Origin of the sequence: Nonlabens antarcticus, from assembly GCF_015356755.1 — a bacterium.
Taxonomy (GTDB): Bacteria; Bacteroidota; Bacteroidia; order Flavobacteriales; family Flavobacteriaceae; genus Nonlabens; species Nonlabens antarcticus.
Genome location: NZ_JADFCO010000064.1, coordinates 100,516 through 121,758, shown reverse-complemented (window position 1 = coordinate 121,758; position 21,243 = coordinate 100,516). Strand labels below are relative to the sequence as shown.

Annotated in this window: 20 protein-coding genes; 16 read left to right on the top strand and 4 right to left on the bottom strand. The window is 37.8% G+C overall.

Annotated features, from left to right (window positions below; translation table 11 throughout):
* Window positions 1-4: 4 nt before the first annotated feature.
* Window positions 5-391: an SRPBCC family protein gene (locus IQ282_RS06590; protein WP_194851060.1), complete on the top strand. Its 387-nt coding sequence runs from the start codon at window positions 5-7 to the stop codon at window positions 389-391.
* On the opposite strand, the gene IQ282_RS06585 is transcribed toward IQ282_RS06590, so the two are convergent.
* Entirely contained in the window at window positions 388-1,101 is a 714-nt protein-coding gene (locus tag IQ282_RS06585) for a biotin--[acetyl-CoA-carboxylase] ligase (protein ID WP_194851059.1), read from the bottom strand. The genes IQ282_RS06590 and IQ282_RS06585 overlap by 4 nt on opposite strands.
* Window positions 1,102-1,177: 76 nt before the next feature.
* Here IQ282_RS06585 and rsfS point away from each other — a divergent pair, with 76 nt between their 5' ends.
* From rsfS to IQ282_RS06555, 6 genes are all read left to right on the top strand, one after another.
* Complete coding sequence (gene rsfS / locus IQ282_RS06580; RefSeq protein ID WP_194851058.1) at window positions 1,178-1,549, top strand: ribosome silencing factor; 372 nt, start codon at window positions 1,178-1,180, stop codon at window positions 1,547-1,549.
* A 15-nt stretch (window positions 1,550-1,564) separates the two neighbouring features.
* Window positions 1,565-3,655 (top strand): ATP-dependent zinc metalloprotease FtsH, encoded by a 2,091-nt coding sequence (ftsH, locus tag IQ282_RS06575; protein WP_194851057.1) that lies wholly within the window; start codon window positions 1,565-1,567, stop codon window positions 3,653-3,655.
* 65 nt (window positions 3,656-3,720) lie between these two features.
* Window positions 3,721-4,344: an LUD domain-containing protein gene (locus tag IQ282_RS06570; protein ID WP_194851056.1), complete on the top strand. Its 624-nt coding sequence runs from the start codon at window positions 3,721-3,723 to the stop codon at window positions 4,342-4,344.
* Window position 4,345: 1 nt separating this feature from the next.
* Window positions 4,346-5,164 (top strand): phosphatidate cytidylyltransferase, encoded by an 819-nt coding sequence (locus IQ282_RS06565; RefSeq protein WP_194851055.1) that lies wholly within the window; start codon window positions 4,346-4,348, stop codon window positions 5,162-5,164.
* A complete protein-coding gene (locus IQ282_RS06560; protein WP_194851054.1) occupies window positions 5,154-5,804 on the top strand; it encodes a phosphatidylserine decarboxylase family protein in 651 nt (216 codons plus the stop codon). The genes IQ282_RS06565 and IQ282_RS06560 overlap by 11 nt, the downstream gene beginning before the upstream one ends.
* Window positions 5,805-6,083 (top strand): acyl-CoA-binding protein, encoded by a 279-nt coding sequence (locus tag IQ282_RS06555; RefSeq protein ID WP_194851053.1) that lies wholly within the window; start codon window positions 5,805-5,807, stop codon window positions 6,081-6,083. It begins immediately after the preceding gene.
* Between the two features lie 460 nt (window positions 6,084-6,543).
* Here the strand turns inward: IQ282_RS06555 and IQ282_RS06550 are convergent, their stop codons facing one another.
* A complete protein-coding gene (locus IQ282_RS06550; RefSeq protein ID WP_194851052.1) occupies window positions 6,544-9,177 on the bottom strand; it encodes a valine--tRNA ligase in 2,634 nt (877 codons plus the stop codon).
* Window positions 9,178-9,288: 111 nt separating this feature from the next.
* Between IQ282_RS06550 and IQ282_RS06545 the strand changes: the two genes are divergently transcribed.
* Entirely contained in the window at window positions 9,289-9,666 is a 378-nt protein-coding gene (locus tag IQ282_RS06545) for a DUF1573 domain-containing protein (RefSeq protein WP_194851051.1), read from the top strand.
* Here IQ282_RS06545 and IQ282_RS06540 read toward each other — a convergent pair whose 3' ends face one another.
* A complete protein-coding gene (locus IQ282_RS06540) occupies window positions 9,667-11,001 on the bottom strand; it encodes an aspartyl protease family protein (RefSeq protein ID WP_194851050.1) in 1,335 nt (444 codons plus the stop codon).
* Between the two features lie 75 nt (window positions 11,002-11,076).
* Between IQ282_RS06540 and IQ282_RS06535 the strand changes: the two genes are divergently transcribed.
* The 7 genes from IQ282_RS06535 (at window position 11,077) to IQ282_RS06505 (ending at window position 19,133) form a co-directional block, all read left to right on the top strand.
* Window positions 11,077-12,267, top strand: coding sequence for a pyridoxal phosphate-dependent aminotransferase (locus IQ282_RS06535; RefSeq protein WP_194851049.1), 1,191 nt, complete (start codon window positions 11,077-11,079; stop codon window positions 12,265-12,267).
* A complete protein-coding gene (gene murB / locus IQ282_RS06530) occupies window positions 12,267-13,295 on the top strand; it encodes a UDP-N-acetylmuramate dehydrogenase (protein ID WP_194851330.1) in 1,029 nt (342 codons plus the stop codon). Before IQ282_RS06535 ends, murB begins: the two co-directional genes overlap by 1 nt.
* 46 nt (window positions 13,296-13,341) lie before the next feature.
* Complete coding sequence (locus IQ282_RS06525) at window positions 13,342-13,548, top strand: membrane or secreted protein (RefSeq protein ID WP_194851048.1); 207 nt, start codon at window positions 13,342-13,344, stop codon at window positions 13,546-13,548.
* Window positions 13,549-14,655 carry a glycosyltransferase gene (locus tag IQ282_RS06520; RefSeq protein WP_194851047.1) on the top strand — a complete coding sequence of 369 codons (1,107 nt, stop codon included), beginning with the start codon at window positions 13,549-13,551 and terminating at the stop codon, window positions 14,653-14,655.
* Window positions 14,656-14,702: 47 nt separating this feature from the next.
* The gene (gene lipA / locus IQ282_RS06515; RefSeq protein ID WP_194851046.1) at window positions 14,703-15,575 is read left to right on the top strand and encodes a lipoyl synthase; all 873 of its coding nucleotides are present in this window, start codon (window positions 14,703-14,705) and stop codon (window positions 15,573-15,575) included.
* 37 nt (window positions 15,576-15,612) lie between these two features.
* Complete coding sequence (gene gap / locus IQ282_RS06510; protein WP_194851045.1) at window positions 15,613-16,602, top strand: type I glyceraldehyde-3-phosphate dehydrogenase; 990 nt, start codon at window positions 15,613-15,615, stop codon at window positions 16,600-16,602.
* A 110-nt stretch (window positions 16,603-16,712) separates the two neighbouring features.
* Window positions 16,713-19,133 carry a tetratricopeptide repeat-containing hybrid sensor histidine kinase/response regulator gene (locus tag IQ282_RS06505; protein WP_317174188.1) on the top strand — a complete coding sequence of 807 codons (2,421 nt, stop codon included), beginning with the start codon at window positions 16,713-16,715 and terminating at the stop codon, window positions 19,131-19,133.
* Here the strand turns inward: IQ282_RS06505 and lpxK are convergent.
* On the bottom strand, window positions 19,111-20,100 hold the full coding sequence (gene lpxK, locus IQ282_RS06500; RefSeq protein WP_194851044.1) for a tetraacyldisaccharide 4'-kinase: 990 nt from the start codon (window positions 20,098-20,100) through the stop codon (window positions 19,111-19,113). The genes IQ282_RS06505 and lpxK overlap by 23 nt on opposite strands.
* 48 nt (window positions 20,101-20,148) lie before the next feature.
* Between lpxK and IQ282_RS06495 the strand changes: the two genes are divergently transcribed.
* Window positions 20,149-21,240, top strand: coding sequence for a Nif3-like dinuclear metal center hexameric protein (locus tag IQ282_RS06495; protein WP_194851043.1), 1,092 nt, complete (start codon window positions 20,149-20,151; stop codon window positions 21,238-21,240).
* The last annotated feature ends 3 nt before the right edge of the window (window positions 21,241-21,243 follow it).

Here is a 21,243-nt window from a genome sequence, read left to right as displayed (position 1 = left end):
ATTTATGAATCTAGAAAGCCGTGTGGTAAACACACAAAAATCACCAGAAGAACTTTACAACTTTCTGACTCAAGTTGAGAATTTCAAACAGTTGCTACCGGAAGACACAAAATTTGAGTTGCTAGATACCGATAAGTTTTTATTCGGTCTTAAAGGAATGCCTGAGATTAAATTAGGACTGAAAGATTCGATAAAATTTACTAAAGTCGTTTTAGGTTCATTAGGCGACAAGATGTCCTTTACATTAACTTGTAAAATAGAGCAAATGGCCACTGGGTCGCAGGCACAACTTCTATTTGATGGGGATTTCAATTCGATGATGGCAATGATGATTAAAGGACCTATCAATAAATTTATAGAGCAGCTGGCGACTGGAATTGAGAAGCTTTAATACACCCATTCCACTTCTTTTAAATCATAAGAATGTAGTGTACCATTATGATCCAACAGTAGTTTTCCCAGATTATCTGTCCCACTGACAATAGCCGTGAATTCTATACCATTCTTACGGAAAATTGACGTTTGCATAAACTTGAACAGGTATGATTCATAACGTGCAATCGTTTTTTCAGGATGTTTCAATTCGGTTTTTAATAATGTTAAGAAGTCGATAAGCAACTCTTCTAAATCATATTTCTTTCCTGTAATCTGACAAAGCGATATTGCTTTGGCAAACGACTGGAAATCGGTTTGATTCACGTTGAGCCCTATTCCCACTATGGAGCACTCTCGAGTCGATCCTTTGTAGATATTTTCTATTAGCAATCCAGCCAATTTATGGTTTACTGACAGTATGTCGTTAGGCCATTTTATAACTGCGTGTACATGTAATTTTTTGCGCAACCACTCTACTAAAGCTACAGTAACAAATTTGTTGATTTCAAAATCGCTTAAACCAGCCACAGAAACAGTTAACAATGTGCTGAATGTTAGGTTCTTATAAGGCTCTGACACCCATTTTGCACCCATCTGTCCCCTACCCGCTGTTTGATGATCTGTATATATGGTAGTAAGTTGAGTCAGTTCGCTTTCGCGAAAGCGAACTTTCAAATCATCATTAGTGGAGCCAGTGGCATGTAATTTGACTAGTTTGAATGACACGAATTAGAACAAGTTTAGACGGTAAAGTTAAGCTTGTTCAAAAAAAGAATAAATTTGTGGACACAAAAAATTTTTAATGACTAAAGAAAAAGTTTCTCCCGACGCGCTCATCTCCCAAATCATTGCTGGAATGGAAGATGCAAAGGGAAATAATATTACTATTCTCGATCTAAGAGATATTGAAAATACCGTGACAAGTTATTTTATTATATGTAACGGTAATTCAAACACTCAGGTGAACGCCATCGTAAATTCAGTACAAAGAAAAGTCAGCAAGGAGCTACAGGAAAATGCCTGGCATGTAGAAGGATCTTCTGCTGCAGAATGGGTTCTTATGGATTATGTAGACGTCGTGGTTCATGTATTTCAAAAACACATACGTGAATATTACGACCTAGAAGGACTGTGGGGCGATGCAAAGACCACTAATATCGAGAGTAATTACTAATATCAAACGCATTACATGTCTGAAGATAATAAAAACCAAAAAAGTAAGGGGCCTAAAAAGTCAGGATCTCCTTTAAATAATAAGCCTAAATTCAGTATCTGGTGGATCGCGGTGCCCATAATCCTAGTTTTTATAGGTTATAATTTTGTTTCTAGCCAGTTATCAGCGCCCAAAGTAACAACTCCTAATGAATTTTACCAGTACTTAGAAGCTGGCGAGGTTGACAAGGTCGTGATTGTGAAAAACCGCAGCATTGCTAAGGTGTATCTAACGGAAGATGCTTCAAAGCTTCAAAAGCACAGCAAGTCTCAAAAAGACGGTGTTCTTGCAGGCAGTGACGTTCCACAATACAGTGTGGAATATGGAGATTTGTCTCTTTTCCAAGAAAAAATAGACGCGGTAATCTCAGAAGATAATTTGCAGACCACGTTAAAGTTTGATGCAGAAGATGATGGCTGGTCTAGCTTTTTAATAAGTGTTCTTCCTTTCGTCCTAATCATTGGTATTTGGATTTTCTTAATGCGTAGAATGTCAGGTGGCGCCGGTGGCGGTGCTGGAGGACAGATTTTCAACATAGGAAAATCGAAAGCAAAACTTTTTGACCAAAAAACAGACGTAAAAACAACTTTTAAGGATGTCGCAGGTCTTGAAGGAGCAAAAGAAGAAATACAGGAAATCGTCGATTTCTTGAAGAATCCTGAAAAATATACAGACCTAGGAGGAAAAATTCCTAAGGGAGCGTTATTAATAGGTTCGCCGGGAACCGGTAAAACCCTACTTGCCAAAGCTGTTGCCGGAGAAGCTAAAGTTCCGTTTTTCTCTTTGAGTGGTTCTGATTTTGTAGAAATGTTTGTAGGTGTAGGTGCCAGTCGTGTACGAGACTTATTTAAACAAGCAAAAGAAAAGAGCCCTGCAATCATATTCATTGATGAAATTGACGCTATAGGACGTGCTCGTGGCAAGTCTAATATGTCTGGGTCTAATGATGAGCGAGAAAATACACTGAATCAACTCTTGACAGAGATGGATGGATTTGGAACTAACACAAACGTTATTGTACTTGCCGCAACTAACCGTGCAGACATTCTTGATAAAGCTTTAATGCGTGCTGGGCGTTTTGACCGTCAGATTTATGTTGATCTTCCAGATGTAAGAGAGCGTGAAGAAATATTTGAAGTTCACCTAAGACCTATCAAAAAGGTAGCAGATGAATTAAATACGGAATTCCTAGCTCGTCAAACTCCTGGTTTTAGTGGTGCAGATATAGCTAACGTTTGTAATGAAGCTGCGTTAATAGCTGCTAGAAAAGGTAAAAAAGCCGTAGGTAAACAAGATTTCCTTGATGCTGTGGATCGTATTGTTGGTGGACTTGAAAAGAAAAACAAATTAATCACACCCAGTGAAAAGAAAACAATTGCCTACCATGAAGCTGGACATGCAACGGTAAGCTGGATTACTGAACATGCTGCACCGCTAGTAAAAGTAACGATTGTACCTAGAGGTCAATCCTTAGGAGCTGCGTGGTATTTGCCAGAAGAAAGACAGATTGTACGACCAGAACAAATGCTGGATGAAATGTGTGCTACAATGGGAGGGCGTGCTGCAGAAAAAGTTATTTTCAATAACATATCTACAGGAGCGTTGAGTGATCTTGAAAAAGTTACTAAGCAGGCAAGAGCCATGGTAACCATATATGGACTTAATGAAAAAGTAGGTAATATCACGTATTATGATTCTAGCGGTCAGCAAGAATATAGTATGACAAAACCTTATAGTGAATCCACCGCCGTTATCATTGACGAGGAAATTTCTAAAATAATTGAAGAGCAATACCAAAGAGCTATTCAAATACTTACGGAAAACAAGGATAAACTGACAGAGCTTGCAGAATTATTGCTAGAAGAAGAAGTGATTTTCAAAGATGATTTAGAGAAGATATTTGGTAAACGTGCCTTTATTAAGGAAGAACCTATTGCACTTAAATCCTCCAGTAGATCTAATCCTGCACCAGCTGATGAGCCTATTGAACCGGTTGAACCATCTAATGAAACGACTACTACAGAACCTGCGACAGAACCTGCGACAGACCCTACAAAAGAAGATTAGTTTGCTACCGTATAAATAAGTAGCTATATTTACATTAATCCTCTAAATAATGGTGACCGTAGGTGATGAGCATATTCAAAAAAATCTTCAAAAAATCAACCTATACTGATGATCGAAGCAGAAAAGATGCTGATCGATCAAAATATATGCCTGAAGAGAAACTCCCGTTAGATGAGCAGTTCATCCATAATTTCACTCAGCATGGCGGTAGATTTTTATATGCTGTGGATGAAAATGAAGTGCAACAGCATTTTGAAGACATTCTTGTAGAACATGATTTTTTTGAAACTGACGTTTTTTGTAGCGATGTGCAATTAAAAAATAGGTTTCATGACTTTAACCTCAACTATAACAACTCAAAATCGAATAGCAGCTTTTTCTTGACTACTTGCGAGTACGTAATATCAGATAACGGCGCCATTCTTTTTTCCTCAAATCAAATTAAGGAAAGTAAACCAAAAGAGCTTCCAGATACTTTTGTGGTTCTTGCAAGTACCAGCCAGATCGTGGAATCTATAGGTGAGGGTTTGCGTGGGATAAAATTTAATAGTAGAGGAGTGATACCCACTAACATTACAACTCTCAAAAACTTTCAGGATCACGCTTTAAAAGAGGAAAAAGAAAAAGATCTTATGAATTATATGGTTCCCAACAAGCGACTCTATCTGCTTTTATTAGAAGATTTATAATATGAGAGAACTCCTAGTTCGATCTATTTCGGGAATTCTTTATGTCTCGTTAGTGGTGCTTAGCGCCTTATATTCCAGAGACGTTTTCATTCTGCTATTTTGTTTATTTGCCTTTATCTGCTTAGTAGAGCTTATGCCTATGATTCGTTTGCGACAGTGGATCATTTACCCCATGCTTCCTGTTGCATATTATTTTATAGTCTGGCAAGGAGTACCGCAAAATGTTATCTATGTTCTACTTATTGCTACCGTTTTAGTGAATATTTATTTAATTAGGGATCTCGTTTTGGTAGATCGTATTGCACTTTTCAATACTAAAAAGCATGTCATCGCCTTATTGTATCTTATAGGTTCAAGTTTATTCTTAGCTCTTATTCCAGATATTGTCGAATCTTACAGACCAGAGTTGTTAATTGGAATATTTACGATCATCTGGGCAAATGATAGTTTTGCTTATGTCTCCGGACGATTACTGGGCAGGAATAAATTAATGAAAAGAATATCCCCTAAAAAAACCATAGAAGGATTTGTAGGTGGATTGATCATGGCAATAGTGGCAGGAATAGTTTTACATTATTATCTTGCATCGACAGGCATTGATGACTACACGGTTTATCAATGGGCTGCGATTGCATTTGTGGTAGCCTTTTTTGGTACTATAGGCGATTTGATTCAGTCAAAGATCAAACGTCAAGCCGCAGTTAAAGATAGTGGCAGCATCATGCCAGGTCACGGCGGTATTTTTGATCGTATGGACAGCATTATTTTTGCGGCCCCATTTGCTTATTTGACATTTTTAATTATCAATCATGTTTCATAAAGAAGGTACTACATCCATATTAATAGCCATAGTTGTTGCAGCAGCATTAACTGCAGTTGCATTCACAGTACCCGTGCCACTCTGGTTGCATTTTGTACTCCTGGCTTTAGCCGTATTTACTGTTGTAATAATACTGCAGTTTTTCCGTAATCCACAACGCAGTGTGGTACTTGATGACACCAGTGTTGTTTCACCAGTTGATGGTAAGGTTGTAGTCATTGAAAAGGTGATGGAAAGTGAATATTTCAATGAGGAACGCATCATGATTTCCGTTTTTATGTCGCCTATAAACGTTCATGTTACTCGCTATCCAGTTAGTGGAAAAGTGGCTTATAGCAAGTATCACCCTGGAAAATACCTCGTTGCATGGCACCCTAAAGCTAGTGAGGAAAATGAAAGAACTACTGTTGTCATTGACCATAAGAATTCTACTAAAATTATGTATCGCCAGATCGCAGGTGCGCTTGCAAAACGTATTGTAAACTATGCAGAAGAAGGCGACCAAATCATTCAAGGAACTGATAGCGGATTCATAAAATTTGGATCCCGTGTTGATGTCTATCTTCCTTTAGATACAAACATTAAAGTAGAGCTCAATCAAAAACTTAAAGGTGGAGAGTCGATACTAGCAACGTTCTAGATGACGGGAGAAGAATTAAATATAGCATTTGAAGCCGCTTTCGCGAAAGCCAGTTCTGAAGAGCAATCAGAGGTTCCCATGGAACTTCAACTTCACTTGTATGCTTATTACAAAAGAGCTATCAATGAATCCTTTGTAAGCAACCGAAGTTTTGAAACCAATGATTTGAGATCTGGTTTCAAGATGAATGCATTAATTCAAGTCCAACAAATTTCAAAGAAAGAAGCAAAGGAACGTTACATTCAGATCATCGAGGATCTATATCCGAAACCGTGGTAATTACAATATTCTCTAGCATACAATTCTTTTAGCCTTGATGTGCCATGTAATGGTATAACAACAAATGAATAGTATCGCAGTTTCTAAATATCGACGAACCATTTAGGTGAATTTTGCCGATACAGGTATAGAGATCGAAAAAGATATTCAACCTATATTTTTACATCAAAATATTTCTACAAAAATCAACGCAGAACTTCCCTGAATCTTTAAGAGTCAGATAATTATTTCGACATACACATAACGTGACAACTCCACCTATTGCCAGTTGCAACCAGTGCAAATTGAGGAACGATTACAGGAAAAATGATCACCTGTTATATAAGTAACATCGCGAATTTCTAAGGTGAATCTAAGTTATTAACCATCACTTCTTTCTCATGATAAAGATCGCAAGCGCAATCAGGCAAACAATCATGGCGGCAAAAAACACAACTATAAAAGTAAATGGATTCATAGTTTAAGAATTTAACGCTTTCATACTTGATTCTAGCGTCTCAATTTTAGCAAGTGCGTCTGCTTCTTTTTTCTTTTCCAAAGCCACCACTTGTTCTGGAGCACTGGAAACAAATCGCTCATTACCCAGTTTCTTTTGAACACCTATTAAAAAGCCTTTAGCCTGCTTTAATTCTGCTGCTAGTTTTTCAAGTTCTGCTTCTGTGTCAACAGCTCCTAATAATGGAATGAAATATTCACTAGATTTTACACGGAAACTGGCGGCACCAGCCACTTGATCTTCCACAATTTCAATTTTAGAAACTTTTCCCATTTTCTGGATAAGCTCATTGTATCCTGCGGAAAGGTTTTCATTATTCATTACCATCAATTCAACTTCATTCTTGAAACTGATCTGCTTTTCCTTGCGAACCTTTCTAATTCCTGAAATCGCTTCTTGTACGAGTTCAAAATCGGTTAAAAGAGTTTTGTCAATAGTATTAATCTCAGGCCACGTGTTGATACACAAAGCTTCTTCTATCTTACGATCTGCAATCGATTGCCATATTTCCTCTGTAATGAAAGGTGTAAATGGGTGCATTAGACGTAGATTATCCTCCAGCAACTCTGTAACCTCAGCGAGCGTCTTAGGGTCAATAGGTTGTTGATATTCTGGTTTTATGATCTCTAATAACCATCCACAGAAATCATCCCAGATCAATTTATAACTCGCCATCAACACATCGCTAATGCGATATTTAGAATAGTGGTACTCGATCTCAGTCAACGCTTCTGCAAAACGGCTGCGGTACCACACAATTCCTTGCGCTGCATAATCAGGTTGTGGTAAAGTCTTGCCAACTTCCCAGCCTTGTATCAACCGGAATGCGTTCCATATCTTATTGACAAAGTTCTTTCCTTGCTGACATAAGTCTTCATCAAACATCAAGTCGTTTCCCGCTGCGCTGCTTAGCAACAAACCTACACGAACACCATCTGCGCCATATTCTTCTAATAATTTCAGGGCGTCTGGAGAGTTCCCCAGTGATTTTGACATTTTACGACGTTGTTTATCACGTACTAAGCCTGTCAAATACACTTTATCAAAAGGCCGTTCATCACGTAATTCATAACCAGCAACAATCATACGCGCTACCCAGAAAAATAAAATATCCGGTCCAGTTACAAGGTCTCTGGTAGGATAGTAATATTTAATCTCTTCGTTTTCAGGCTCTAAAACACCGTTAAAAACGCTGATAGGCCATAACCAGCTGGAAAACCATGTGTCTAACACATCTTCTTCTTGCCTCAAATCTGAAGCTTGCAGGTTGTTGTTGTTTGCTTGCTTTCGCGAAAGCGTCACTGCTTCCTCCATACAATTTGCCACAACAAATTCATCGTTGCCATCACCATAATAGTATGCCGGTATGCGTTGTCCCCACATGAGCTGGCGGGAGATGTTCCAGTCGCGTACGTTTTCCATCCAGTGGAAATAAGTACTCTTGAATTTTGCTGGGAGCAGCTCTACAATATCCTCGCGCACCGCCTTTATAGCAGGCTGCGCAAGATCTTCCATTTTTAAAAACCATTGATCAGAAAGTCTTGGCTCAATCACAGCTTTAGTACGCTCGCTAGTACCTACTTTATGTACGTGGTTTTCCTTTTTAATGAGAAAGCCTTTCTCTTCTAATTCTTGGGAAATTTCTTTGCGCACTATGAAACGGTCTTTGCCTTCATAATGCAATCCAAAGCTATTGAGCGTTGCATTGGCATTAAAAATATCGATCACTTCAAGACTGTGCTTCTCTCCTATCTTCTTATCATTCTCATCGTGTGCGGGCGTGATTTTTAAACATCCTGTACCAAATTCCATGTCCACATATTCATCTGCAATTACAGGAATCTCTCTATTCACAATGGGAACTAGAACCGTTTTACCGATTAAATGCGTGTATCGTTTATCATCAGGATGTACACAAATTGCAGTATCACCCAAAATTGTTTCAGGACGTGTCGTTGCGATAGTCACCTTTTCATCAGATCCTTTGATGGGGTATTCTAGGTGGTATAAATGACCATTGCGCTCTTCATAAATCACCTCTTCATCGCTGAGTGTCGTTTGTGCCTCAGGATCCCAATTGACCATGCGATAACCGCGATATATCAACCCTTTCTTATGAAGATTAATAAAAACCTGAATCACACTTGCTGACATGTCATCATCCAGCGTGAACTTAGTCCTTGACCAGTCGCAACTTGCACCCAGTTTTTTTAACTGTTCTAATATGATGCCTCCATATTCATGAGTCCAATCCCATGCATGCGATAGAAACTCTTCTCTGGTCAGGTCATTCTTGTCAATACCCTGCTCCTTTAATTTCTGAACAACTTTAGCCTCAGTAGCAATTGATGCATGATCTGTACCGGGCACCCAGCAGGCATTATATCCCTTGAGTCTTGCTCTTCTAATTAGAACATCTTGAATGGTATTATTCAACATGTGTCCCATATGCAAAACGCCTGTAACATTAGGTGGTGGGATTACAATGGTATAACTTTCACGATCGTCAGGAACCGACGTGAAAAAATCGTTTTCCATCCAGTAGTTGTACCACTTATCTTCAGCAGCTTTTGAATCGTATTTTGTGGCTAGGGACATGTTTGGCTTAGTTATTGAATTTAAGCTGCAAAAGTAATTATAAGTTAAATCATAAGCAGCATGAGCTGCTGGTTTAAGAACAAAGAGTACCTTTAAAATAAAGATTAAATTATGAAATACCTAGCATTTTTTATTAGCTTGATTGCGTTTAATATAAATGCAACTGCCCAGACTGATCAAAATACTACTATAGAATTTGAAAGTAAGGTTATAGATTATGGTTCCATAAAGAAAGGTAGCGATGGCAACCGGACATTTATATTTACGAATACAGGATCTGTGGATTTTGAAATTTCAAATATCTTCTCCTCTTGTAACTGTGATATCGTTTCTAAACCTGACATGCCTATCAAACCAGGGGAAAAAGGAAAGATCGTAGTAACTTATGATACAAAAAAAGTAGGCCCTATCGTTAAAACTCTTACGGTAAAAGGGAATATGATTCCGCCCATTATAGCTTTAAAGCTCAAAGGAATTGTAGTGGAGTAATCAATCTATGATAGGCTTCAATACAAACTTGATTTTAATTTCTTTTTGCCCCCTTAAAACTCTTAATCGAATTTTTGAATAGGGATCTTTAAAAAATTTAGACGCTGTATTATTTAGTGTCAATCTGTCGTTTCTAATTCTATTAATTCTTGTGATTTGATCGCCCGCTTTGACACCGGCAAAATCTGCAGGAGAATTTGGCCTAACGTAACGCACCATTACTTTAGGAACCAGTTTAATTATTTGTGTTTGAGTTGTCCTTATGGTTTTTTGTCCCCTCACAACGCCATATTGACTTTCAACTTCTTCAAACTCCCTATTTTTAACAACTGTAAATATCTCACTTTCACCTTCTGAAAGTTCTATACCCGCCATATTGTAATAAAATCCATCCTTATAACTGCGATTAGGCTCGAGATACATCTTGGAGTTTTTATAGTCCAAGAATATTTTAAATCTACTGAGAACTTCCCCACCTATAGTACCATCGTTAATAACCGGATCTTCTTTATCTGTCTTATAACTGTTTTTGTTAGGAAATGAAACGGTTACTCGATTCAACTGATAATCGCCTAATGAAACTCGATCAAGTTTAGAACGAAACCCCTCCACATTTCCATTCATCCCCACTCCTACCCGATCCTCAAATCCCTTTTGAGGCATTGTGAAATTGCTTTCAATATTCCATAACCATAATGCATCACCGTTACCTGTATCAATTAATAAACTTGTAGTGATTTCACTTTGCTCATTTTGAACCACAATAGGTATAAACGGTTTCTTATTAATAAAGGAGATGGTAATGGAATGTTGTCTTTGTAATCTTTTAGCTTGTCTAGAATTATGTTTTAAAATGGTTAATTTTTGATTTGCATAATCAATTTCTACTATGGAATTAGTAAAAAAATCAGTACCTATTAGCCCATTTACCCTCAGTCCTAATACCTCTGCAAGATTGACCTCCTGGCCTGCCATTATCAAAAACTCAGCATTATCATTTTTAAATCCTTTTACATTGATTTTATTGTTTTCACTGTAGTAGGCTTCAAAAGTATCGCTGGTTCCATATCCAGATATTTGAAGAACCTTACCTTGTGCCACAAGCAGTGAATCCACTCCTCCTAAATTAAAAATGATCGATTTAGAAGCACCCGTATCCAGAATAAAATTTAAAGGTGTACCATTAACTTCCATAGGTACAACAATCAAATTGAAGACCTTTGCAAATGGAATACTTAGTCTATCTACATCTTCAGGTAGATGAAACCCTTTTTGAGCGTATGTAAATAAGGCTCCAAAACATGAAATCGTTATTAATAATGATTTTATCCTCATATATATTTAAATATACATCATCCTGTTTGAGCTTGCGAGGCGCTCTGCTTACCTTTGCAAAGTAAAAAATATTACATGCCACAGATATCAGAAAAAGGAAGACAAATGCCGTCTTCTCCAGTTCGTAAATTAGTACCATTTGCAGAAGCTGCAAAGAAACGAGGTACAAATATATACCAGCTCAATATAGGTCAACCAGATATTAAAACCCCAGAACAAGCTCTCGCTGCAGTAAGGAACTCAACAATGGAAGTTCTAGAATACAGCCACAGTGCGGGTAATCAAAGTTATAGGGAAAAGTTGATTGCCCATTATAACAAACTGGATATGGATCTATCCATTGAGGATATAATTATTTCTACTGGTGGTAGCGAGGCACTCTTGTTTGCTATGGGAAGTATCTGTGATTATGGCGATGAAGTAATAATTCCAGAACCATTTTATGCAAACTACAATGGGTTTGCAACGGCAAGTGGGGTAACGGTCAAACCTATTACCACTACAATTGAAAACAACTTTGCTTTACCTCCAGTTTCTGAATTTGAGAAATTAATCACAGATAAGACTAAAGCGATTCTCATCTGTAATCCAGGAAACCCTACCGGTTATTTATACACGCAGGAAGAAATGGATCAATTAAAAGAACTGGTTTTGAAGCATGACCTTTTCCTAGTAGCAGACGAGGTGTATCGTGAGTTTGCCTATGATGGTAGAGAGCACTTCTCTGTCATGAATCAAAAAGGATTAGAAAACAATGCGATCATGATCGATAGTGTGAGCAAACGATACAGTATGTGTGGAGCTCGCATAGGATGTATAGTTTCTAAAAACAAAGAGGTCATGGCAGCAGCTATGAAATTTGCACAGGCCAGATTGAGTCCTCCTACATTTGCACAAATCGCCGCAGAGGCAGCACTTGACACTCCACAAAGTTATTTTGACGAGGTCATAGGTGAATATATCGAGCGGCGCGATATCCTTATCAATAGTTTGAAAAATATTGAAGGGGTTAAAGTGGCAAATCCAGGTGGTGCTTTTTATTGCGTGGCAGAATTGCCAGTTGAAGATTCTGATAAATTTGCACAATGGTTATTAGAGTCCTTTGAATATGAAGGAGAAACGATCATGGTAGCACCGGCTGCAGGCTTTTACAGCACACCAGGAATGGGAACAAACCAGATTAGAATCGCTTACGTTCTTGAAAAGGAATCTCTTGTTAAAGCCGTACATATTTTAGACAAAGCACTAAAGGTTTACAACGCGTGATAGAAATCAAGCACCATTATCAACTCAAGGAGCACAACACTTTTGGTGTTTCCGCTTTCGCGAAAGCGTACTCTGCAGTAACTTCTCTGCAGCAATTGAGAGAAGTTCTAGGGTTTTATTGTGAGCAAGAACTTTTTATTCTAGGTGGCGGTAGCAATATGTTGATCATAAATGATCTTGAAAGACCAGTAGTTCATATAATGCTCAAAGGCACAGAAGTTCAAAAGCAGGAAAATGGAACCGTTATTCTCAAGGTCATGGCCGGAGAGAACTGGCACGAGGTAGTGCTTTTTTGTATTCAAAATAATTTTGCTGGAATAGAAAACTTAGCTTTAATTCCCGGAAATACTGGAACCGCTCCCATCCAGAACATAGGAGCTTATGGTGTAGAGCTCAAAGATGTATTCTACTCCTGTGATGTTATGGAAGTTTCCACGGGTAAGGAATCTACACTCTCAAAAGCCGATTGTAAATTTGGTTATAGAGATTCTATTTTTAAAAATGAAGCTTTAGGTAAATATGTTATCACTTCTGTAAAATTTGAATTGAAGGATTTGAATGTAACTCAAGAATACACGCTCAATACAAACTATGGTGTCCTTCAAGAAGAAATGAATCAACTGCCTGGAAATAACGATATTAATAAGGTTGCACAAGCCGTAATTAATATAAGAACCAATAAGCTTCCAGATCCTAGAATTATCGGTAACAGTGGTAGTTTCTTTAAAAATCCTATTATCCTGAGATCAGAATATGATGATTTAGTTAGAATGCATCCACAGCTACCATGTTACGAGGTGGATGAAGATCGTGTTAAAATTCCAGCGGGATGGTTGATCGATCAATCGGGATTTAAAGGAAAACGTTACGGTGATGCCGGCGTCCATGACAAACAGGCATTAGTTTTAGTAAATCATGGAAAAGCGACAGGAAAAGAGATTCTAGAGGTGGCCAGGAATATCCAGAAAGCTGTGAAGTTACGTTTCGGGATTGTCATAGAAACAGAGGTCAACCTCATAGAGAATTAGCATCATTATAGGAACAATCAAGCGGTTGATTTTGTAAATTTGCAATATGGAATTACTACTCATTACATTCGGTTTGTTGTTGCTAGCTTTTGGTGGTATCGCCATTAAAATCTGGGGAAAAAAAGATGGTAAATTTTCTGGTACCTGTGCCAGCCAAAACCCTTATTTAAATAAAAACGGAGATGCCTGTGGTATGTGCGGTAAATTACCAGAACAGCAAGGTAATTGCGACTCTACTGCAAAAGCTTCCTAAATGGAATTAGGCTTATTTTTTTACCTCCTGTTGGGATGCGTATTGCTCAACACTGCTTACTATTTCTATTTCTCAAAAGTTACTTCCTACAAACTTGAGAATCCTAAACTAAATAACACGCCAGTTTCAGTTATCGTTTGTGCTAAGAACGAAGCCGAAAACTTAAAACAATTAGTCCCTCAATTGCTGAATCAAAATCATCCAGATTTTGAGATCATTTTAATTAATGACGCTAGCATTGATGATACACAATATGTTATTGAAGCTTTTGAGATCCAGCACCATAACATCCATATGGTTCAAGTGGTGAATAATGAAGCTTTCTGGGGTAATAAAAAATATGCTCTTACTCTAGGAATTAAAAAAGCTAAAAACGAGCATCTTGTTTTTATAGATGCTGATTGTCGTCCTGCAACTAGCGAGTGGCTTCAATTAATAAGTACTTCCTTGAGTCCTACTGTAAGTATCGTATTGGGATATGGTGGTTATGAAAAGATCTCAAAATCTTTTCTCAATGCGATGATTAGATTTGAAACGGTGTTCTCTGGAATGCAATATCTGGGTTATGCGCTGCGTGGAAATCCCTACATGGGCGTGGGCCGCAATCTGGCCTATACTTCAAAACAATTCTATGACGTGAGCGGTTTTATGAGTCACATGAGAGTCATGGGTGGTGATGATGATCTTTTTGTCAATGAAGCAGCAACTTCTCAAAACACCATGGTAGCTCTCGATACAGACAGTTTTACAACGAGTAAAGCAAAGAAAACCTGGAGTGAATGGTGGACGCAAAAGAAACGTCATGTAAGTACCGCTAAACGATACAAACGCAAACACAAAATAGCTTTAGGAGCATTTTTCACTTCACAGTTTTTATTTTTGATACTTGCAATTGCAGGTTTTATTTTTGGTTTGCATTGGGAATCAATTTTTGCTTTAGTACTCTTAAGATATACAATAGTAATGATAGTTGTAGGACGCGGTTTATCTCGCTTTCGCGAAAGCGAACTTATTCCATTTATACCAGTGCTAGAATTAGTACTCATTAGCTGTCAGCTGGGTCTCTTTTTCTCTAATACCAGTAGCGAACCTAAGCGCTGGAAGTAGTCAGGTAAAAGATCTTTTTACGACTACATAATCCTTAACTTTGTTATATGAATACAGCCGAAACTACCGTTGCGCCACCTAAAGGAAAGCCTAAATGGTTAAGAGTCAAGCTTCCTGTGGGACAAAAATATAAAGAGTTGCGCAGTGTTGTTGATAAATATGACCTGCATACAATTTGTACTTCTGGAAGTTGTCCTAATATGGGAGAATGCTGGACAGAAGGTACTGCAACGTTCATGATTTTGGGAAACACCTGTACTCGCTCTTGTGGTTTTTGTGGTGTAAAAACTGGAAGACCAGAGGATGTTGACTGGGCAGAACCTGAAAAGGTCGCTCGCAGCATTAAATTGATGGGTATCAAACATGCGGTGCTTACCAGCGTGGATCGTGACGATCTTAAAGATATGGGCAGCATAATCTGGAAAGAAACCGTCGCTGCTGTTCGTCGTATGAATCCTACTACTACCTTAGAAACTCTTATTCCAGATTTTCAAGGAAATACAAGAAACATAGATCGCATTGTGAAGGCAAATCCAGAGGTGGTTTCCCATAATATGGAAACGGTGCGTAGACTCACCCGTGAGGTCCGTATTCAGGCAAAATATGATACCAGTCTAGAGGTGCTGCGCTATTTGAAGCAACAAGGGATCAATAGAACTAAATCTGGCATTATGTTAGGTCTAGGAGAATTAGAAGAAGAGGTGATAACGGTAATGGAAGACTTGCGCGATAATAATGTGGACGTTGTCACAATAGGACAATATTTACAACCTTCCAAAAAACACTTGCCAGTTAAAGAGTTTATCACTCCAGAACAATTCAAAAAGTACGAGACGATAGGTTTAGAAATGGGCTTTAGACACGTAGAAAGCGGTGCACTGGTGCGCAGTTCTTACAAGGCACACAAGCATATTTTATAAATTCTGATTTTAAAATTCAGAAATTCTCTGTGGTTCAATGATAAAAGTAGCGATAAATGGTTTTGGAAGGATAGGTAGAACATTCTTGAGAACCGCACTAACTCACCCAGAAATTCAAGTAATTGCTATCAATGACCTAGCCTCTACTGAGGTTATGGCTCACTTACTGAAATACGATTCTATTCATGGTGTATTGAAAAATGATGTGACATCTGGCGTCAACTCTATTTCAATTGATGATAAGAAAATTAAATTTTCACATGAATCCAGACTAGAGGACCTAGACTGGACTGGCGCTGATATCGTGATTGAATCTACTGGAAAGTTCAAAACTAAAGCTGAACTTCAAAAACATATTACAGCTGGCGCGCGTAAGGTTATTCTAAGCGCACCAGCAATTGATGATGATATCAAAACGGTTGTGCTGGGTGTCAATGATGACATTCTAGATGCTGATGACTTCATTGTTTCAAATGCAAGTTGCACTACAAATAATGCAGCCCCCATGATCAAGGTTCTTGATGAAATCTGTGGTGTTGAACAGGCCTATATTACCACGATACATAGTTACACAACCGATCAAAGTCTCCACGATCAACCCCACAAAGACTTACGTCGCGCAAGAGCTGCAGGACAATCCATTGTTCCTACAACAACGGGAGCGGCAAAAGCGCTGACAAAAATATTTCCACATTTGAATGATGTTATTGGTGGTTGTGGTATCCGCGTGCCTGTCCCAAATGGCAGCCTTACGGATATGACCATAAATGTGAAAAAAGAAATCAGCGTTTCTGAAGTTAATGAAGCATTTTACGCTTACTCGCAAGCACACCCGACAACTTTCAGTTATACTACTGTTCCACTCGTTTCCATTGACATTTCTGGAAGTCCATATTCCTGTATTTACGACAGTGAGATGACATCAGTAATAGGTAATCTTGTAAAGATTATAGGATGGTATGATAATGAAAGTGGATATTCCAACCGCCTGATTGACATGGTCATAAAGCTCAATTCTTTAAACTAAGGTTAAGTATTTTACTGTAATTATCGATAAAAGGTAGTTAATAGGTTTTATTTAGCTTTAATTTCTACTACCTAGCTCGTAGATTCTATATTTGGTACTCAAAATTATTTGTGTTAAGAGCAATTTATATAGCAATAGCCATTTCCTTGTTGGGGAATTTAGGAATGGCACAACAGTCAGATCATGCGGTTTCTTCAGAAAGCCAGCAGATAGCTGTTGATGCCATGCTCGAACGTGCAAATCTTGAACTCCAACGCAATCAATTTATTGAAGCCCAGAAAATTCTTGTAAGCGCTAAAGAAATCGCGTCAGATTCTGCCATATATGCCAAAGCCCAAATCGTTCAAACTAGATTATATTCTTTTACGGGACAATTAGAGCAAGCCGATAGAAACATTAGCAAGCTTGAAAAGATAATATCTAAAGATTCTCCATCTTATATTGAACTGTTACTTGTAAAGGCAGATGTAAAAATAAAGGAAGGAGACTTCGTTGTGGCTGATGCCGCTTTGAAATTGATAAGCACCTTGAAAGCTGAAAACTCCAATAAGGAGCTTGCTACACAATTAGAATATCAGCGGGCAAATTTATACTTGCATACAAATAATCTTGAGCAAGCCATTGAGATTTACCAAAGGATCATTCCTCAATTAAATAGACAAAATCTTTTCTTCTTTGAAACCAAAGCTGCCTACAATCTAGCAGAAGCTTATTTCAAAAACTCTAATTTAGAACAAGCAAATATCGCGGTAACCAGTGCTATTTCTACTGCCAATGCTCTTGACTTTAAAGGCATTGAACTAGATAGTTATCTATTAAAATCTTCTATTGCAAAAGGACTGGGTAATTTTCAACAAGCCTGGGATTATTTAAATCGCTATACCTTAATTAAAGAAAAAACAGTTGCTGCTGCTAATGCAATAACTAATGACCCAAAAATTGCATCAACCATTGATAAGCAAACAGCTGAAATTTCCAACCTTAAAAAACTAATAACAAATCAAGATAGTACCATTAAGGGGCGCAACATGTACTCCATCCTATTCCTCATTCTTTTAACACTTCTTTCCCTCTTAACCTTGTCTTTATTTAAAAATAATAAATTACGAGCAAGAAGTAATGTTACTCTTGAAGTAAAAAACTCTGCATTGATTGATGAACGAGACCGGGCTCAAGATGCAGCAAAAATCAAGGCTGACTTTCTTTCTACTATTACCCATGAACTGCGTACTCCTATGTATGCCGTTACAGGACTGACGCATTTATTGTTAGAAACTAAGCCTAGACAAGATCAACAGGATCATCTTGAAACCTTGCAGTCTTCTGGAGAATACCTACTATCCCTTATTGATAACATTCTTGACTTTAATAAACTTGAAGCTAATAAAGTTGAGTTGGAAAAAATACCCTTTGACCTCAAAAAACGTGTTGAAGACATTACAGTTTCCTTAAAAAATCAAGCTAAAGATCAACTCAACAACTTAAATCTTGAGTTTGACACAAACATTCCAAGCCGAATCGAAGGCGATCCAGTTAAGATTTCTCAGATATTGATCAACCTTGTCGGCAATGCGATCAAATTCACTAAAAACGGAAATATCTGGATACGTGTTTCACAAGTCAAACAAATTGAAGATAAGTGTTTGATCCGTTTTGAGGTAGAAGATAACGGTAAAGGAATCTCTGACGAAAAACAAGAAGACATTTTCAATAACTTCACTCAGGAAGGATCTAGCACGACAAGGGAATATGGTGGTACTGGATTAGGTCTAGCAATTGTAAAGAACCTGGTGGAGCTTATGGGTAGTAAAATCGAACTGGATAGTAAAATAGGTCGCGGTAGTATTTTTACTTTTGACTTGTGGTTTGAATTACCAGATACTAACAAGTTTTATGAGGAAAATTCAACAAAAGGTTACGATCATTTTAATGATGAAGAAGAATACCCAGAGCATAAAAAATTGACTCGCTCATCTCAAAAATCAAATTCAGAGGTAGAAGAAGATGAAAAAAATGAAGAGGTGCAATCAGATGAGAAAATAAACAAAGCTGAAAAAGACCCGATTACAAAAACTCATAACACGGATGAGAAGTCAAAACCATCTCCTGCTGAAAACCCAATAATTTCTTTAAAACACGCCACCCCACAAGATTTAATCTCAAAGAAGATTTTAATTGTTGAGGATAATAAGATCAATCAAATGATAACAAGGAAGATTCTTGAAGGAAAGAATTTTGATTGTGACATCGCAAATAACGGTATCGAGGCGCTTGCCAAGATCAAGGAAACACAGTACGATCTAGTGCTTATGGACATTCATATGCCCGGTATGGACGGAAAGCAATGTACAAGGGAGGTTCGCAAGTTTGACCGTGAATTACCTATCATTGCCTTGACTGCCGTAACTCTGGATGAATCAGAAAAGGAGTTCTATGAAATAGGTTTTGACGACATCATACCAAAGCCGTTCAAAATGAATGAATTTTTTGAGAAAATCCAAAAGGCTTTTACAAATTATCAGATTTATTAGGATCGGGCATTCTACCTAAGAACCTTGCTTCTATTGGAATGTAATAAAGGTTTGATATATTAAATTCCCTGAGCCTTACATAATCCTTCTCCGTAGTGATGACTATATTGTTTTGATCCTTGAAAAGCTGAATATCCTTTTGCTTATAATTGTAATGATCAGGAAATTGCAAATGTTTTACAGTCATATATTTTTTAAGAAAATCAACAAAATAGCTAGGTTTTGCTATTCCAGTAACAACCGTTATATTTTGATCCTTCAAGCTTTCAAGGGATATCGCCTTAGTTAATCCTATCACATTTGCCGAGTAGGAAATAGTAGAAAAATAAACTTGTTGATGTTCTCTTGGTTTTAATTGCGACCGGATCTCTGCCATTTCTTTGTCACTCAATTCCGCAGGACATTTAGTCACTATAATACTGTGAGCTCTAACAGCACCAGATACTGACTCCCGCAAATTACCTGCTGGCAATACGAGGTCTTTATAAAAAGGCTGATCATAGCTTGTCAATAGAATGTAATGTGAAGCTTGAACATACCTATGTTGGTACGCGTCATCTAATAATATGACTTCTGGATTGTGATCTTGAATTAACCGCTGAATTCCTTGAACTCGTTTTTCGCAAACGGCAACGATTATCTCATCTTTAAATTTACTTTTAAACTGGAGTGGTTCATCTCCTACCTGGATCGCTTTGCTCTCTATGGTAACTTCTCTGTACCCTTTAGTTTTCCTGCCATATCCACGACTCAAAACAGCAATTTTCTTACCTGTATTCTGCCTGATTAAAAACTCGATCATAGGCGTTTTTCCAGTGCCGCCAGTGCTCAAATTTCCTACAGCAATAATGGGAATATCAAATTTTGTAGAAGTTAACCATCCGCGATCAAAACCATAATTGCGCAAACCAGTTATACCATCGTATAAAATGGAAAAAGGATAGAGTAAAATTCGCAAGCCTTGCATAGTTCCAAAAGTAGCTTAAATTTTATCTTTACTTTTTTACCTCCACTTATGAAAATTAAAGAGATTACAGATTATTTAGAAAAACTCGCCCCATTGCATTACGCCCAGGATTTTGATAATGTGGGGTTGTTAGTAGGAGATAGTTCCGCAGGGGTTTCTGGAGTTATGATTGCACTGGATTGTTTAGAATCAGTAGTTGATGAGGCGATTGAAAAAAAATGCAACTTGATTATTACCTTCCACCCTATTATCTTCTCAGGATTAAAACATTTGAGAGAGAGCGATTATGTGCGACGTACTGTTGTAAAGGCAATAAAGAATGACATAGCCATCTATGCCACGCACACTGCGCTGGATATGGCACAAGGCGGCGTAAGCTACCGTATGACGCAGGAACTCAAACTTAAAAATGTAAAAACACTCATTCCAGAGAAAAATCTAATTAAGAAGATTTCCATACACGTTTTGGAAGATGATAAGTCCAAAATGCAAGAAGCAATGTTTGCAGCTGGTGGTGGACACCTAGGTAAATATGCAGAGTGCAGTTTTACACTTGACGGTACTGGAACATTCAAGGGAAATAATCAAAGTCAACCTTACACGGGTCAAGCTGGGGTTCGATCTACTATAAAAGAAAGTGTTCTAGAGATGACATTTTTACCCCATTTACAGTCTGCAGTACTCGAGGCTATGCGTTCAAATCATCCTTATGAAGAGATCGCTTATGAGATTTCTACCTTAGAAAACGATTATCAACACATAGGAATGGGTGCCATCGGTGAGTTGGAAAAAGAAATGTCCAAAGACGATTTTCTAAAAACTGTGAAGCAAACTTTCAATTGCGGAGTTGTGAGAAGTTCGCTTTCGCGAAAGCAAACCATTCAAAAAGTAGCGGTATTAGGTGGTTCTGGAGCATTTGCTATTAAAAACGCAAAGCAATCAGGAGCTGATGCTTACATTACTGCCGATTTAAAATACCATGATTTTTTTCAAGGAGACGACATACTACTCTGCGATGTGGGACATTATGAGAGTGAACAGTTTACAAAAAACCTTTTACACGAATATCTTAGTGAAAAATTTAGTAATTTTGCAATCCTTTGCGCACAGACGCAAACAAACCCTGTAAATTATATATAGCAG